Raw genomic sequence first — 15,525 nt, forward strand, 5'->3', positions numbered from 1 at the left:
TGATGTCAGGCGTTTTCCGGCGCCGCGGCCGGTGCCGCGGCCGGCGCTGCCGGTGCTTCCGGTGTTTCACCCGGGGTCGCTTCCGGGGTGGCTTCCGGCGCGGCAGGCGCCGGGGCGGGATCTGCCGCCTTCGGACGCTTTTCGGCCAGCCACTTCTGGAAGTCTTCCTTCGAGACCGCTTCGACCACGATCGGCATGAAGCCATGGTCCTTGCCGCACAACTCGGCGCACTGGCCGCGGTACACGCCGACCTGCTCGATGTTGGTCCAGGCCTCGTTGATGAAGCCGGGAATGGCGTCCTGCTTCCAACCCAGTGCGGGCACCCACCAGGCGTGGATCACGTCGTCGGAGGTGATGACGAAGCGCACCTTGGTGTCGACCGGCAGCACCAGGCGGTTGTCCACGTCGAGCAGGTAGTGCGGGTGGCTCTCGCGATCCGGCACCTTGCCGCTCTGCCGCACGCGGTCCGACTCGCGGTCCAGGCGGCTGGTGAAGGTGACCTCTTCGCCCAGATACTCGTACTTCCACATCCACTGGTAGCCGGTGACCTTCACGGTCATTTCGGCGTCGCGGGTGTCGTAGAACTTGATCAGGTTGGCGGTGGCCGGCCAGGCCATCACCACCAGGATGATCACCGGGATGACGGTCCAGATCACCTCGGCCTTGGTGTTGTGGCTGAAGGTGGCGGCGACCGCGCCCTTGGATTTGCGGAACTTGAAGATGGCATAGAACATCGCGCCGAACACCAGCACGCCGATGACCGTACACACCCACAGCGAGAACATGTTGGATTCCCAGGCCAACCGCGAGCTCTGGGTGACCCCCTTGCCCATGTTGAGCTGCCACGGCTTGGGGTCGGCCGATTGGGCCCACGCCAGTGCCGGCGCCATCAGCGCTGCCCCACACCCCACTGCCTTTGCGAACTGCGTGCCCCACTTTCTGCGTTGCTTCATTGCCTAGACCCTTAGCGTCGTCGGTTGCAGCCATCGCTGGCCACGAGCAAGCCTACTTTTCGGTCGCAGACGCACCCGAGGGGGTGAGCACGCAGTGCGACTGCCAGCTGTACGCTGAACGTCCCGATGGTAGCCCTGCTGTCGCGCGAGCCGCAAGGGTCCATTCACAATTTCGGAGATGGTGCAATACAGCATAAGCCTCGGCGGCCGATTTGACGAAAATGGCACACTTTTGAACGGTCCCATGGGATCCGCCGAATCCCGCTGTATGAAAGGCTATGCGGCGGATCGACAGCGCACCCCGAATTGCTTGCCAGGGCAAAAAAACGATTAAAATGGTCAAGTTCTCCACGAGCCAACCGGCATGACCGCATCTTCCGCGCTTCCCCCTGCCCCGGCCTCGTCCGGCGCCTCCCGCCCGCCGCTGCTGTCGCCCGAGCTGCCGGCCGTTCCCAACGCGTTCCGCCAGGCCATCACCGATGCCTGGATGAAGGACGAGGCCAGCCACGTGCGCGAGCTGCTGGCGCAGGCGCGCCTGCCGGCCGACGAACAGGCCACCGTGCAGGCCACCGCCGCCGACCTGGTGGCCCGCGTGCGCGTGCGCGCCAAGGACCAGGGCGCGATCGAAGCCTTCATGCGCCAGTACGACCTGGGCAGCGAGGAAGGCGTGCTGCTGATGTGCGTGGCCGAAGCCCTGCTGCGCATTCCCGACCAGGACACCGCCGACAAGCTGATCCGCGACAAGCTCGGCGAAGCGGACTGGAAGAAGCACCTGGGCGGCAGCGACTCGGTGCTGGTCAACGCCTCCACCTGGGGCCTGATGCTTACCGGCCACATCGTGCAGATCAACGACTCCACCCGCGCCGACGTGCCGGGCGCGTTCGCGCGCCTGATGGGCCGCGTGGGTGAGCCGGTGATCCGCCTGGCCGTGCGCCAGGCGATGAAGATCATGGGCCACCAGTTCGTCATGGGTCGCACCATCGACGAAGCGCTGTCGCGCTCGCACAAGGGCGACAACGCCAGCTACCGCTATTCGTTCGACATGCTCGGCGAAGGCGCGCTGACCATGAAGGACGCCAAGCGTTACCTGGAAGACTACCGTCGCGCGATCCACTCCATCGGTGGCGACCACAAGGCCCGTGGCGGCCGTCCGGACGGCGACGTCAATTCGGCGCCGGGCATCTCGATCAAACTGTCGGCGCTGTACCCGCGCTACGAGCACGCCAAGCGTGCGCGCGTGATGGCCGACCTGGTGCCGGGCGTGCTGGAACTGGCCCAGCTGGCCAAGTCCTATGGCATCGGCTGCACGGTCGACGCCGAGGAAACCGACCGCCTGGAACTGTCGCTGGACATCATCGAAGCAGTGGTGAGCGACGCGTCGCTGGCCGGTTGGGAAGGCTTCGGCGTGGTGGTGCAGGCGTACCAGAAGCGCACCCCGTACACGATCGATTACCTGGCCGACCTGGCCCGCCGCATCGGCCGCCGCCTGCAGGTGCGCCTGGTCAAGGGCGCGTACTGGGACGCGGAGATCAAGCGCGCGCAGATCGACGGCCTGCCGGCCTACCCGGTGTTCACACGCAAGCAGAACACCGACGTGTCCTACCTGGCCTGCGCCAAGCGCCTGTTCACCCATGCCGACGCGATCTACCCGATGTTCGCCACCCACAACGCGCACACCATCGCGGCGGTGAAGGCGATCGCCAAGGGCGGCCAGTACGAGCACCAGAAGCTGCACGGCATGGGCGATGATCTGTATGCCGAAGTGGTGCCGGCCAACCGCCTCAACGTGCCGTGCCGCGTGTACGCGCCGGTGGGTTCGCATGAAGACCTGCTGCCGTACCTGGTGCGCCGCCTGCTCGAAAACGGCGCCAACTCCAGCTTCGTCAACCGCATCACCGACGAAGACGTGGCCATCGACGACCTGATCCGCGACCCGGTCGAGGCCGTTGCCTCGTTCGACTCGATTCCGCACCCCAAGATCCCGCTGCCGGTTGACCTGCTGCGCAGCCAGAACCACGACAGGAAGAACTCCATGGGCATCAACCTTGCCAACGACAACGATCTGCGCGCCCTGGCCGAGCAGCTCAACGCGGCCATCAAGCCGTGGCAGGCCGCCCCGCTGGTGCCGGGCGCACAGCCGACCGGCGCGCTGCTCAACGTGATCAACCCGGCCGACAACCGCCAGGTGGTGGGCCAGTGGCAGCCGGCCGACAGCGCCACCGTCGAAAAGGCGCTGGTCAATGCCGTGGCGGCACAGCCGCAGTGGAACCGCACCCCGGCCGCCAGCCGCGCCGCGATCCTGGAGCACGCCGCCGACCAGCTCGAAGCACGCATGCCGGAGTTCATGGCGCTGTGCGTGAAGGAAGCCGGCAAGAGCCTGCCCGACGGCATCGCCGAAGTGCGCGAAGCGGTCGACTTCCTGCGCTACTACGCCAAGCAGGCGCGCGAGCAGTTCGGCCACGCCGAAAAGCTGCCGAGCCCGACCGGTGAGTCCAACGAACTGCAGCTGCACGGCCGTGGCGTGTTCGTCTGCATCAGCCCGTGGAACTTCCCGCTGGCGATCTTCCTGGGCCAGGTGGCCGCTGCACTGGCCGCCGGCAACAGCGTGATCGCCAAGCCGGCCGAGCAGACCAACCTGATCGGCTACTACGCGGTGAAGCTGCTGCTGGACGCCGGCGTACCCGAAGGCGTGGTGCAGTTCCTGCCGGGCGACGGCGCCACCGTCGGTGCCGCGCTCACCGCCGACCCGCGCGTGGCCGGCGTGGCCTTCACCGGTTCGACCGACACCGCGCGTGCGATCAACCGAGCGATGGCCGCGCGTGATGCCGCCATCGGCGTGCTGATCGCCGAAACCGGCGGCCAGAACGCCTTCATCGCCGACTCCTCGGCGCTGCCGGAACAGCTGGTCAAGGACGCCATCGGCTCGGCCTTCACCTCGGCAGGCCAGCGCTGCTCGGCCGCGCGCGTGCTGTTCGTGCAGGACGACATCGCCGACAAGGTGATGACCATGCTGGCCGGTGCGATGGCCGAACTGAAGATCGGCGACCCGGGCCTGCTGTCCACCGACGTCGGCCCGGTGATCGATGCCGACGCGCTGCAGATCCTGCGCGAACATGCGCTGCGCATGGAGAAGGAAGCGCGCCTGATCGCCGCCGCCGAGCTCAGCGAAGCGGCCGCGCACGGCACCTTCTTCGCGCCGCGTGCGTACGAACTGAAGAACCTGGACCAGCTGCACAAGGAGATCTTCGGGCCGGTGCTGCACGTGATCCGCTGGAAGGGCGACCAGCTCGACGCGGTGATCGACCAGATCAACGCCACCGGCTATGGCCTCACCCTCGGCGTGCATTCGCGCATCGATGAGACGGTGGACCGCATTTCCTCGCGCATCAACGTGGGCAACGTGTACGTCAACCGCAACCAGATCGGTGCGGTGGTCGGCGTGCAGCCGTTCGGCGGCCAGGGCCTGTCGGGCACCGGTCCGAAGGCCGGCGGCCCGCACTACCTGCTGCGTTTTGCCACGGAAAAGACCGTCACCGTGAACACCACGGCGGCCGGTGGCAATGCGTCGTTGCTGACCCTCGGCGATTGATTCCAGCCGAAGGCGTTTAGCGAAAAACCCCCGCTGAAAAGCGGGGTTTTTTGTGGGTCACGCGATGCGGATCACTCCGCTTCGATCGACTGGATCTCGTCGCGCATCAACCGCTGGTCGCCCATGTAGCGCTCGAACCTGATGCGGCCGAAACCGGGCGCGTACCAGGCTTCGATACGGTTGTCTTCGAAGGTCGCGGTGACGTGGCAGGTGTCCTTGAACGTGCGCGGCTGATAGCTGATTTCCGCTTCCACGTCTTCGAACCCGACGAAGGTGTAATCGGAGAAACCGTCATAGTCGATCGCGGTGACGGTCTCTTCGACATGATGGGTGCGTTCGCCCTTGCCGGTTACTTCAAAGCGTTCGCCGGGCTTGGCGCTGGCTGGGAAGGTCGGTGCCGGTTTGAAGGTGTCGGTCATCACCGGCTGCGAGGCGTCGCCGCCCCAGGCCGAGATGCCATACCGGTCCTGGCCGAGCAGCTGGCGGCCGCTGGCGTCGTAGTAGCTGGCCATGCCGACGCCGCCACCGGCGCTGTGCACCTTGATGGCGTCCTGGCCGGCGAAGCTCGCCTTTTCGATGGTCAGCGTTTCATCGCCGGTGGACCAGGACAGGCCCGGGGTCAGGGTGAAGCAGGCGGCGAAGTCCGGGGCGGCCAGCGCGGGGGCCGAGAAGACGGCCATGCTCATGGCCAGGGACGTGCGAAGCAGGTAACGCGACATGTGTTTCTCCGTGTCATACATCGTGGGGCAGGTACCCCCGCACGACAGTGCTGCCGGGCGTGCGGGGACCGGGATTGTACGCTGTGTCATGATCGGCCCATGCGCTCACTGACCCTGCCCCTGCTGCTGGTCCTGTCGTTGTCCACCGTTGCCGGACCTGCCACGGCGCAGGAAGACCGCGTGCTGGTGTTCACCCACACCGCGAAGTTCCGCCACGATTCCATCCCCACCGCAGTGAGCACGCTGCGCCTGCTGGCCGGGCGCGAGCGGATGGCGGTGGACCAGAGCGAGAACCCCGCCGACTTCAACGACGTCAACCTCGCCCGCTACCGGGTGGTGGTGTTCGCCAATACCACCGGCGATGTACTCGACGCCGCGCAGCAGCAGGCGATGGAGAGCTTCATCCGCGCCGGCGGCGGCTACATGGGCGTGCATTCGGCGGCCGACACCGAATACGACTGGCCGTGGTACGGCCAGCTGGTGGGCGCCTACTTCAAGAACCATCCCGAAGGCCTGCAGTTCAGCCCGGTGCAGCCCGAACGCGACGGCAAGCCCGTGGGCACTGCCTGGCCCGTGCGCGACGAGCTCTACAACTACCGCAGCAACCCGCGCGGCACGGTGCAGGTGACCGCCACCGTGGACGAGAAGCGCTACAGCGGCGGCACCATGGGCGCCGACCACCCCATCGCGTGGTGCCACGCCTTCGATGGCGGGCGCAGCTGGTACACCGGCCTGGGCCACGACACGGCGGTGTACCGCAACCGCGATTTCCTGGCGCACCTGCGCCAGGGCCTGCTGTACGCCGCAGGCCGCTCACCGCAGTGCTGAAACGCAGAAGGCCCCGCTTGCGCGGGGCCTTCCGGTACTACGCGGCGCGAACGCCGTGAATCAGAACTTGTACTGGAACGAAGCAGCCAGCACGTCGCCGCGGACCTTGTACTTGCCGTTGAGCGAGTTGCCCTGGTTGTTGGTGGTGCCCGGCACGATCAGGTTCGGATCGTTGGTGAACAGGTGGGTATAACCGAAGTTGTATTCCATGTTCGCCGACGGGGTCCAGCCCAGGCCGAACGACAGCCAGATGCGGCTGGTGTCCGGCACGCGGACGTCGCGGTGCGCGTCGGTGGTCGGGGTCTGGTCGTACGCCACGCCGCTGCGCAGGGTGACGGTGTCGCTCAGCTTGTAGTCGCCGCCCAGCGAAGCAAAGGTGGTGTCACGGTAGCCGAACTCCAGCACCGAATCCGGCTGCGCCGAAGCATAGTCGATGGTGACCGAGTCAAACGCGGTCGACCACGCGGTGCGGGTGACGTCGGCCATCATGGTGAAGCGGTCGGTGAAGTTGTGGGTCACGCTGAAGGTGGCCGAGGCCGGCAGGGTCAGCGTGGCCTTGCCCGAGGTGCTGATGAAGCGACCCGGCTGTGCAACGGCCAGCACGGCAGCGGCGTTGGCCGGCACGTCGAAGGTGGCGTCGCCGCCGGTGACCTTGTGCTCGACCTTGGAACGGTAGCTGATGCCGATGTGGGTGTTCTCATCGGGGCTGAAGAGGCCACCGACCGTCCAACCCACGGCGTTGTTGTCGCCTTCGACGGTCAGCTTGCCATCGGCGCTGCCCGGGGCGAAGCCCGGCACGCGGGACTGGGCCAGCGCGGTGCCGAAGTCGATATTGTTGCTCAGTTCGATGGTCAGGTGCTCAACGAACACCGACGCGCCGAAGGACACGTACGGGTTGACGTCGTACGAGGCGGCGAAGCCCAGGTCGATCGCCTTCAGGTCGGTCTTCAGGCCGGTGTAGCGACCCACCCAGCCGTTCTCGTAGTCGGTCTTGAAGCCGAACGGAGCGGTCAGCGACACACCGAAGTGGGCCTTTTCGCCGATCGGCATGTGGAAGTAGGCAGCCGGAACCGGGGCAATCATGCCGGCGTCGCCGCCGTCACCGCCGGTCTGCGGCTGGCCGGTCGGCTTGCGGCCGGTGCCTTCGTATTCGGCCTTGAAGCTGATGGCGCTCAGGTCGCCCTGCACCATGGTGCCTTCCAGCTGGCGCATGCCGGCCGGGTTGACGGCGATGATCGAGGCGTCGCCCTGGGCGCTGCCCGAACCGGCGAAGGCGCGGCCGAGGCCCTTGGCGCTGTTTTCCTTCAGCTGGAATGCGGCGGCGTTGACGTGGCCAACGGCCAGCACGCCGGCGATGCCGACAGCCAGGGCGGTGACGCGGGCGAGGGTGGAAGCGGTATGCATCGTGTGTTCTCTCCGGAATTGCGTGTGGTTTTGGCTACGCGCGCCTGCGCTGTTCCCCGCCCCGAAAGGCCTGGAACAACGCGCCGGATTCCCCTCCCGACATACGACGCCGTATGCGAGTATACCCAGACCGGTTAATGAAACAATAACGTTGGTGGCGGTTCTGGCTATTCAGGCTGAACCCGCCATTTACCCCTTTCCGGCGCCTTGGCGCGCTAGGCTAGCGCACCGATGTTCGTCTCCCTGCCCGCCCGCAAGAAGTCTGCCGTCCGCTGGGCCACGCCCCTGCTGTTCGCGGCGCTGTGGGCGGCCTTCCTGTGGTCGATCTCGCGCCCGGGCGACGCCCGCCGCAGCCTGTGGATGGACTGGGGTGCCCTGTCCACCGGGCTGACCCGGCCGCTGGACTGGTGGGCGACGTTCGAGGACGGCAGCGTGCTGCGGCTGTTCACCGCGCTGTTCCTGCACGCGGACTGGTCGCACCTGCTGGGCAACCTGGTGTTCCTGCTGATCTTCGGCCTGCCCGCCGAGCGGGTGCTGGGGCCGTGGCGGCTGATCCTGCTGTTCCTGGTGGGCGGGGCGATCTCCAACCTCACCGCGATCTACACGATGGGCAGCCCCGACCAGATCATCATCGGCGCCAGCGGCGCGGTGTCGGCGCTGATCGGCGCCTACCTGGCGCTGTTCCCCGGCGCCCGGCTGGGCGTGGTGATCCCGCTGGGCCTGTTCCTGGAATTCGTGCGCGCCCCGGCCTACCTGCTGATCGGGGTGTGGGCCGGGCTGCAGGTGGTGTTCGCCTACATCGGCCCGAGCTTCGGCATGGTGGCCTGGTGGGCGCACATCGCCGGCTTCGTGTTCGGCCTGGCCTACGGGGTGTACGTGCGCGCCGCCATCGCCCGGAGGCTGCGCAAGCGCCACGGGTTTTGAAGGACGTCTTGCCCCGTCAGGGAGAACGCCGGTAGGGTCGCATCCCAATCGACCGCCGATGACGGTGATCAGATCATTGAGGCATGGACGTCTGGCGGAGAAGAGCGTATTCCGTCACAGGTCCCTGCGTTAAAGCACCCGTCACCAAGGTCGGCGGCCGTTTGGGAACCGGCCCTACCGTCATGTCAGGGTTTGGTCTCAGGTTTGGTTTCCGGCTTGGCTTCTGGTTTCGCCGCCGGCTTCTTCGCCGCTTCTGCCTTCTGCTTCGCAACCACCGAGCCCGGCTGCTTCAGCTCGGCCAGGGCGTCGTTGATCGGGCCGTCGCCCGGCAGCACGTCGCCGGCCTGGTAGCCTTCGCCGCCTTCGTCGTCACCGCGCAGGTGGCCCGGCAGGGTGGCTTCGCTGTAGTCGGACAGGCTGGCCGGCAGGTCGTCGTCGCCGTCCTTCTTCTCCGGCAGCAGCACCACGTCGGGCACGATGCCGGTGGCCTGGATCGATTTGCCACTCGGCGTGTAGTAACGCGCGGTGGTGAGCTTGACCGAGTCGCCGTTGTCCAGCGGCAGCACGGTCTGCACCGAGCCCTTGCCGAAGGTGCGGCTGCCGACCACGCGGGCACGGCCGTTGTCGCGCAGCGCGCCGGCCAGCACCTCCGAGGCGCTGGCCGAACCGGCGTCGGTCAGTACCACCACCGGTGCGCCCTTGAGCAGGTCGCCCGGCGTGGCGTCGAAGCGTGCGTCGCTGATCGAGATGCGGCCGCGGGTGCTGACGATGTTGCCCTTGTCGAGCAGGTCGTCGGCCACCTGCACCGCAGCGGTCAACAGGCCACCCGGATTGCTGCGCAGGTCCAGCACCAGCCCCTTGAGCTGGCCACCGGCCTGCTGCTGCAGCTGGGCGACGTGCTTCTGGAAGTCGGCGCCGGTGTCGGCCTGGAAGGTGCTCAGGCGGATGTAGCCATAGCCCGGCTCCAGCATGCGGCTGCGCACGCTGGTGACGCGGATGGTTTCGCGGGTGATCGGCACATCGAACGGCTTGGGCTTGCCGTCGCGCACGATGGTCAGCACCACCTTGCTGCCGGCCTTGCCGCGCAACGGCTCGGTGGCCTCGATGGCGCTGATCGGCTTGCCGTCGATGGCGATGATGAGGTCGCCGGCCAGGATGCCGGCCTTGGCGGCCGGGGTGTCGTCGATCGGCGAGATCACCTTCAGGCTGCTGTTGTCCGGCTGCTGCTGCAGCTCCACGCCGATGCCTTCGTAGGCGCCTTCGGCCTGCTCGTCGAAGGCTTCGGCATCTTCCTTGTCGAAGTAGGTGCTGTGCGGGTCCAGGTCGAGCAGCAGGCCACGGATGGCCGACTGCATCAGCTTCTTGTCTTCGACCGGGTCGACATAGGCCGCGCGCACGGCGTTGTAGACGGCCACATAGCGGCGGATCTCTTCCAGCGGTACCCGCGAGGTAACGGCTTCTTCAGTGGAGGCGGCATCGCCGCCACGTTCCGGAACCTGGGCGGTCTGCTGCGCCCATGACAGCGCCGGCACCAGGGCCAGCAGCAGGGTGGCGGAACGGGCTACGCGCATGAAGCACTCCAGGGTAAGCGGGGGAAAGGCACGCCCGATTATGCGCGAACGCACGGTAAATTCCCGTTGAACAACAGCCCAGAACGGCGGCGCTCCGCCCGCTGGTAGAGCCACGCCCTGCGTGGCTGAGCGAAGACCTACCGCCGCTGCAACCACGAAGACGGATCCACCGGCTGCCCGTTACGACGCAGTTCAAAATACAACGCCGTTACCCCCTGCCCGCCCGAGTTCCCCACCTTGGCCACCGGGTCGCCCTTCTTCACCGTACCGCCGGCATCGCGCAGGAGGGTGTCGTTGTGCGCGTAAAGGCTCATGTAGCCATTGCCATGGTCCACGATCAGGATCATGCCGTAGCCGGTCATCCAGTCGGAGAACACCACGGTGCCATCGGCCACCGCGGTCACCGTGCTGCCGGCGGCGGCGCCGATCAGCACGCCGCTGCTGGTCCGCCCGTCAGGCAGCTTGCCGCCGTAGCGGGCCAGCAGGTTGCCCGACAGCGGCCAGCCCAGGCCACCGACCTTGGGCGCGGGTGCGGACGCAACCGCCGGCGGGGTCTTGCCCGGGCGCGGCGGCGGACGCGTGCCGCTGGCGGCGGCAGCGCGTTCGGCCTTTTCGGCTGCGGCCTTTTCTGCGGCGGCGCGGCGTGCGGCGGCTTTGCGTTCGGCCTCGGCGCGGGCGGCGGCCGCGCGCAGGTTGGCCAACAGCGTTTCCAGCGCCTTTGCATCCTGGCCGAGCGCCTTCTCGCGCTCGCTGCGATCCTTGAAGCGCTCGTCCAGGCTGGCCACGGTGGCCGCGCGGGTCTTGCGGTCGTCGGCCAGGGTGGCGGCCTGCTGCTTCTGCTGCTTGCGGGTGCCTTCCAGCGCCTGCTGCCGCTCCACGATCTGCGCTTCCACCGTTTCCAGTTCGGTCAGGTCGGTGGTGAGCGCGCCGATCCGACGCGCGCGTTCGCGCTGCAGGTAGCGGTGGTAGGCCAGGGTGCGGTTGGCGTCGGCCACCTTGTCCTGCGAGAGCAGAAGCTTCAACGGCGCGTTGTTGCCGATCCGGTACGCGGCACGCAACAGCGAGGCCAATTCCTGGCGCTGCGCCTGCAGGCCGGCCTGCAGTTCGCTGCGCCGCTGCTGCAGTTCCTGCAGGGCGCGGGTTTCGCGCTGCAGCGCAGTTTCGGTTTCGGCCAGGCCTCGGCTGGTGCGGGCCACTTTTTCGTCGGCTTCGCGCAGCTGGCGCGAGGCCTGGCCGCGCTGGCCTTCGAGGGTCTTGCGTTCCTGCGCCACGCCTTTCAGTTCGGTCCGCAGCTTCTGCAGCTTGCGTTCGGTTTCCTTGGGGTTCTGCGCCGCCACCGGTCCTGCGCCGAGGGTCGCCAGCACCAGGGCCGCCGACAGCGCCAGCGTCCACAGCGGGCCACGGCCCTGCCCGGTGGACGAATTGTTATGCCGGCGTGAGGAAAAGACGTTGTGGCGCAAGGGCTTTCCAGTGACTTCAGGCAGATGCGGATCGCAGCGCTGCATGGTGACATTCCTGCAGGCGGCCTGCCAGCCGCATACCGGACGACGCACCCATGAAACATCTCTCGCTCCCACTGCTGTTGGCCATGACCCTGTCCTGCGGGTCGGCATGGGCGGTGGATGACATCAGCAAGGTCAACGGCAACATCACCGCCGAGGCCGGCCAGGCCTATGGCGACCTTGAAACGGTCAATGGCGGCATCAAGGTGAGCAGCGGCGCCACCACCCGCAGCATCCAGACCGTCAATGGCGGCATCAAGGTCGAGGAAGGCGCCAGCACCGGCAGCGTGTCCACGGTCAACGGCGCGATCAAGCTGGGGCCGCGGGTCATGGCCAAGGGCAACCTCGAAACCGTCAACGGCAGCATCTTCGTCGACCGCGGCAGCCAGATCGACGGTGGCGTGGAAACCGTCAACGGCGGCATCGGGCTGGTCGAAACGCGGTTGAGCAACAGCATCAAGACCGTCAACGGGGACATTACCGTCGGCGTCGGCTCGCAGGTGGGCGGTGGCATCCATGTGGAGAAGCCGAGCTTCGGCATTTCGCTGAGCGCGCCGCGCAAGCCGCGGATCATCATCGGGCCGAAGGCGTCGGTGGCCGGTGAGCTGAACTTCGAGCGTGAGGTCGTGCTGTATGTGCACCGTACCGCGTCGATCGGCCCCGTGCATGGCGCCGAGCCCGTGCCGTTCGACACCGACACCGCGCCCGCCAATTGATACGCTTTCACCCGGTGCCCGCGCACCGGCCCTTTGTCACCAGGAATCGATGATGTCCCGCAAACTTCTGTTGTGCCTGGCCGCCACCGCCGCGCTGACCGCGTGCAAGGGCGAGACCACGGCCCCGGCCCCCGCGCCGGTGGCCGACACCGCACCGGCCGCTGCCGGCCACGCATTCTCCGCCGAGATCAACGCCGGCGATTTCGGCGAGCTGGTCAAGACCCTGTCGTCCGACGAGTTCGAAGGCCGCGCCCCGGGCAGCACCGGCGAAGAGCGCACGGTGAACTACATCCGCGACCAGATGCAGCGCATCGGGCTGCAGCCGGGCAACGGCGACAGCTGGTTCCAGGAGGTGGCGATGACCGAAACCACCGCTGACGAAAGCACCGTGCTGAAGCTGGACCAGGCCGGCAAGCAGCGCGACCTGAAGTTCGGCACCGACATGGTGATCGGCACCCGCAGTGGCCAGCAGGAAGTGAAGATCGACGGCAGCGAGCTGGTGTTCGTCGGCTACGGCGTGGATGCGCCGGAGCAGAAGTGGAACGACTACGCCGGCCAGGACTGGAAGGGCAAGACGGTCGTAATGTTCGTCAACGACCCGGGCTTCCATGCCAACGATGAGACGCTGTTCGACGGCAAGCGCATGACCTATTACGGGCGCTGGACCTACAAGTTCGAGGAAGCGGCGCGCAAGGGCGCGGCCGCCGCGCTGATCGTGCACGACACCGCCGGTGCGTCGTACGGCTGGGACGTGGTGAAGAATTCCTGGGCGGGCCCGCAGTACGACCTGCCGGCCAAGGACGATCCGGAGCCGCGCCTGCCCGCACAGGGCTGGCTGAGCGCGGACGCGGCACGCCAGCTGTTCGCCGACGCCGGGCTGGACCTGGATCAGGCCTACAAGGACGCCAACAAGCGTGGTTTCAAGCCGGTGCCACTGAAGGCCAAGCTGTCGCTCGACCTGAAGAGCACCATCGCCGAGAAGAAGTCGCGCAACGTGGTCGGCGTACTGCCGGGCACCAAGCATGCCGACGAAGCGGTCGTGTACATGGCGCACTGGGACCACCTGGGCAAGCATGAGGGCGAGCAGGGCGACAACATCTACAACGGTGCCATCGACAACGCCACCGGCGTAGCCGGCATCCTGGAGATCGCCGACGCGATGGCGCACGAGCAGCCGGCGCCGGAGCGTTCGGTGGTGTTCCTGGCGGTAACGCTGGAAGAATCGGGCCTGCTGGGTTCGAAGTACTACGTGAACCACCCGACCTTCCCGCTGGACAAGATTGCCGGCGTGATCAACATCGACGCGATGTCGGTGGCCGGCCGGGCCAAGGACCTGACCGTGACCGGTTTCGGCAGCTCGCAGCTGGAGGACATCCTCAAGCCGCTGGCCGCGGAGAAGGGTCGCACCCTGCACGGCGAGACCTCGGTGCAGAGCGGCTTCTACTTCCGTTCGGACCACTTCAACTTCGCCAAGGCCGGCGTGCCGGCACTGTATGCCGACGGCGGCGAAGACCTGCTGGACGGCGGCGTGGAAGCCGGCCGCAAGGTGGCAGAAGCCTACGGCCGCGACCGTTACCACGGTCCGAAGGACGAGTACGACGCCAGCACCTGGAAGCTGGACGGTACCGTGGAAGACCTGGAGCTGCTGCACGGCGTCGGTCGTGAGATCGCAATCGGCGGCCGGTGGCCGAACTGGTACGAGGGCAACCCGTTCAAGGCGGCCCGCGACGAGATGATGAAGGGCAAGGTCGATACGGCAACGCCCAAGCCTGCGGCGAAGTAAGCCGTATATGTCACTGAGGTTGAAAGAAAGCGGCGCCCTTCGGGGCGCCGTTTTTCTTGGGGACACTATTCAGGACGTTGAGCCTGTTGCGAATGTTCGGTCTAGGCGGCGTTGGCCGGCTGACCTGCCTGCGCTGGCACGTCAGCCGCCGCGGGTGCGTCAATCTCTGTTGGCCAACGTGTCCAACAGTACGGGTAATCGCCTACTTTTGTGGCCAGCCCGGCGCGAACAGGATTTTCGATCAGGTAGTTGGCCTGTTTCAGCAGGGACTGGTCTGATCGCACGCAGTGGTCATAGAAGCCCGATTGCCATACGGCGCTCTGACTCTTGAGATGAAGTTTGATAGCGCGGGAAGAGCGGGACTTGAACGCTTGAACGCAGCGGCTGATGTTCCCGTTGCCCAGTTGCATGAGCCAATGCACGTGGTCGGGCATGACAACCCAGGCGAGTGTCCGGGATCGCTGCTCGCGGTCTGAACAGCGCAGCGCTTCGATGACGCACTCAACGGTGGCATCGTTGGTAAAGATTCGCTCGCGACCTGCCACGGTCATGGTGAGCATGTAGTAGGCCCCTTGAAGGGAACGGCGGCCGATGAGGAGACGTGGGCTGGACATGCCGACAGCGTCGTCTTCCTGCTCGTTGATCAGTATCGGGAAACGATGCGATGTGCCGTCAGCCAACCCCGGTAGGGTCGCATCCCGATCGGCCGCCGAGGTGGTGACCGCGCCATTGAGGCATGACCTGTGATCGGAGGGATCGCCCTTCGATCAGCGTCAATGCGTCACCCTGCCGATCACCGTTATCGGCGGTCGTTTGGGAACCGACCCTACCGTTGGACAGACGGCGTAGGCGGTAGGGTCGCATCCCGATCGACCGCCGAGGTGGTGATCGCGTCATTGGGGCATGACCTGTGATCGGAGGGATCGCCCTTCGATCAGCGTCAATGCGTCACCCTGCCGATCACCGTTATCGGCGGTCGTTTGGGAACCGACCCTACCGTTGGACAGACAGCGTGGACGGTAGGGTCGCATCCCGATCGACCGCTGAGGTGGTGATCGCGTCATTGGGGCGTGACCTGTGATCGGAGGGATCGCCCTTCGATCAGGGTCCATGCGTCGCCCTGCTGATCACCGTTATCGGCGGTCGTTTGGGAACCGACCCTACCGTTGGACACTGATCGCGGGCGGTAGGGTCGCATCCCGATCGACCGCTGAGGTGGTGATCGCGTCATTGGGGCATGACCTGTGATCGGAGGGATCGCCCTTCGATCAGGGTAAATGCGTCACCCTGCCGATCACCGTTATCGGCGGTCGTTTGGGAACCGACCCTACCGTTGGACAGAGATCGTGGGCGGTGTTCACTGCCCGTCGAACACGCAAAGAAAAAACCCCGCTGCGTGAGCAGCGGGGTTTTGGGTGTAAACCCTGGCGATGACCTACTCTCGCATGGCTTGAGCCACACTACCATCGGCGCAGCTGCGTTTCACTTCCGAGTTCGGGATGGGATCGGGTGGTTCCACAGCGCTAATTTCACCAG

The 15,525-nt window shown here is 66.5% G+C and carries 11 protein-coding genes and 1 rRNA gene; 5 read left to right on the plus strand and 7 right to left on the minus strand.

What is annotated here, in order from left to right; genetic code table 11:
- Positions 1-5: 5 nt before the first annotated feature.
- A complete protein-coding gene (coxB, locus tag HGB51_RS17800) occupies positions 6-953 on the minus strand; it encodes a cytochrome c oxidase subunit II (protein WP_070208835.1) in 948 nt (315 codons plus the stop codon).
- 364 nt (positions 954-1,317) lie between these two features.
- Here coxB and putA point away from each other — a divergent pair, with 364 nt between their 5' ends.
- Positions 1,318-4,542, plus strand: coding sequence for a bifunctional proline dehydrogenase/L-glutamate gamma-semialdehyde dehydrogenase PutA (gene putA / locus HGB51_RS17805; protein ID WP_070208834.1), 3,225 nt, complete (start codon positions 1,318-1,320; stop codon positions 4,540-4,542).
- Between the two features lie 71 nt (positions 4,543-4,613).
- Here putA and HGB51_RS17810 read toward each other — a convergent pair whose 3' ends face one another.
- Positions 4,614-5,261 carry a hypothetical protein gene (locus tag HGB51_RS17810; protein ID WP_070208833.1) on the minus strand — a complete coding sequence of 216 codons (648 nt, stop codon included), beginning with the start codon at positions 5,259-5,261 and terminating at the stop codon, positions 4,614-4,616.
- A gap of 99 nt (positions 5,262-5,360) precedes the next feature.
- On the opposite strand from HGB51_RS17810, the gene HGB51_RS17815 reads away from it, so the two are divergent.
- Positions 5,361-6,089, plus strand: a complete 729-nt coding sequence (locus HGB51_RS17815; protein ID WP_070208832.1) for a ThuA domain-containing protein — start codon at positions 5,361-5,363, stop codon at positions 6,087-6,089.
- A gap of 60 nt (positions 6,090-6,149) precedes the next feature.
- Here the strand turns inward: HGB51_RS17815 and HGB51_RS17820 are convergent, their stop codons facing one another.
- The gene (locus HGB51_RS17820) at positions 6,150-7,493 is read right to left on the minus strand and encodes an outer membrane protein transport protein (protein WP_070208831.1); all 1,344 of its coding nucleotides are present in this window, start codon (positions 7,491-7,493) and stop codon (positions 6,150-6,152) included.
- Between the two features lie 231 nt (positions 7,494-7,724).
- Here HGB51_RS17820 and HGB51_RS17825 point away from each other — a divergent pair, with 231 nt between their 5' ends.
- Complete coding sequence (locus tag HGB51_RS17825) at positions 7,725-8,417, plus strand: rhomboid family intramembrane serine protease (protein ID WP_070208830.1); 693 nt, start codon at positions 7,725-7,727, stop codon at positions 8,415-8,417.
- Positions 8,418-8,602: 185 nt separating this feature from the next.
- Here HGB51_RS17825 and HGB51_RS17830 read toward each other — a convergent pair whose 3' ends face one another.
- Both HGB51_RS17830 and HGB51_RS17835 read right to left on the minus strand, forming a co-directional pair.
- The gene (locus tag HGB51_RS17830; protein WP_070208829.1) at positions 8,603-9,988 is read right to left on the minus strand and encodes a S41 family peptidase; all 1,386 of its coding nucleotides are present in this window, start codon (positions 9,986-9,988) and stop codon (positions 8,603-8,605) included.
- A gap of 137 nt (positions 9,989-10,125) precedes the next feature.
- Positions 10,126-11,448, minus strand: a complete 1,323-nt coding sequence (locus tag HGB51_RS17835; RefSeq protein WP_070208828.1) for a murein hydrolase activator EnvC family protein — start codon at positions 11,446-11,448, stop codon at positions 10,126-10,128.
- 95 nt (positions 11,449-11,543) lie between these two features.
- Between HGB51_RS17835 and HGB51_RS17840 the strand changes: the two genes are divergently transcribed.
- Positions 11,544-12,206: a DUF4097 family beta strand repeat-containing protein gene (locus HGB51_RS17840; protein WP_070208827.1), complete on the plus strand. Its 663-nt coding sequence runs from the start codon at positions 11,544-11,546 to the stop codon at positions 12,204-12,206.
- A 52-nt stretch (positions 12,207-12,258) separates the two neighbouring features.
- Positions 12,259-13,989, plus strand: coding sequence for a M28 family metallopeptidase (locus tag HGB51_RS17845; protein WP_070208844.1), 1,731 nt, complete (start codon positions 12,259-12,261; stop codon positions 13,987-13,989).
- 101 nt (positions 13,990-14,090) lie between these two features.
- On the opposite strand, the gene HGB51_RS17850 is transcribed toward HGB51_RS17845, so the two are convergent.
- Both HGB51_RS17850 and rrf read right to left on the minus strand, forming a co-directional pair.
- Positions 14,091-14,603 carry an REP-associated tyrosine transposase gene (locus HGB51_RS17850; RefSeq protein ID WP_425505393.1) on the minus strand — a complete coding sequence of 171 codons (513 nt, stop codon included), beginning with the start codon at positions 14,601-14,603 and terminating at the stop codon, positions 14,091-14,093.
- An 808-nt stretch (positions 14,604-15,411) separates the two neighbouring features.
- Positions 15,412-15,525 (minus strand): 5S ribosomal RNA (gene rrf, locus HGB51_RS17855).

This window comes from Stenotrophomonas bentonitica, from assembly GCF_013185915.1.
Lineage (GTDB): Bacteria > Pseudomonadota > Gammaproteobacteria > Xanthomonadales > Xanthomonadaceae > Stenotrophomonas > Stenotrophomonas bentonitica.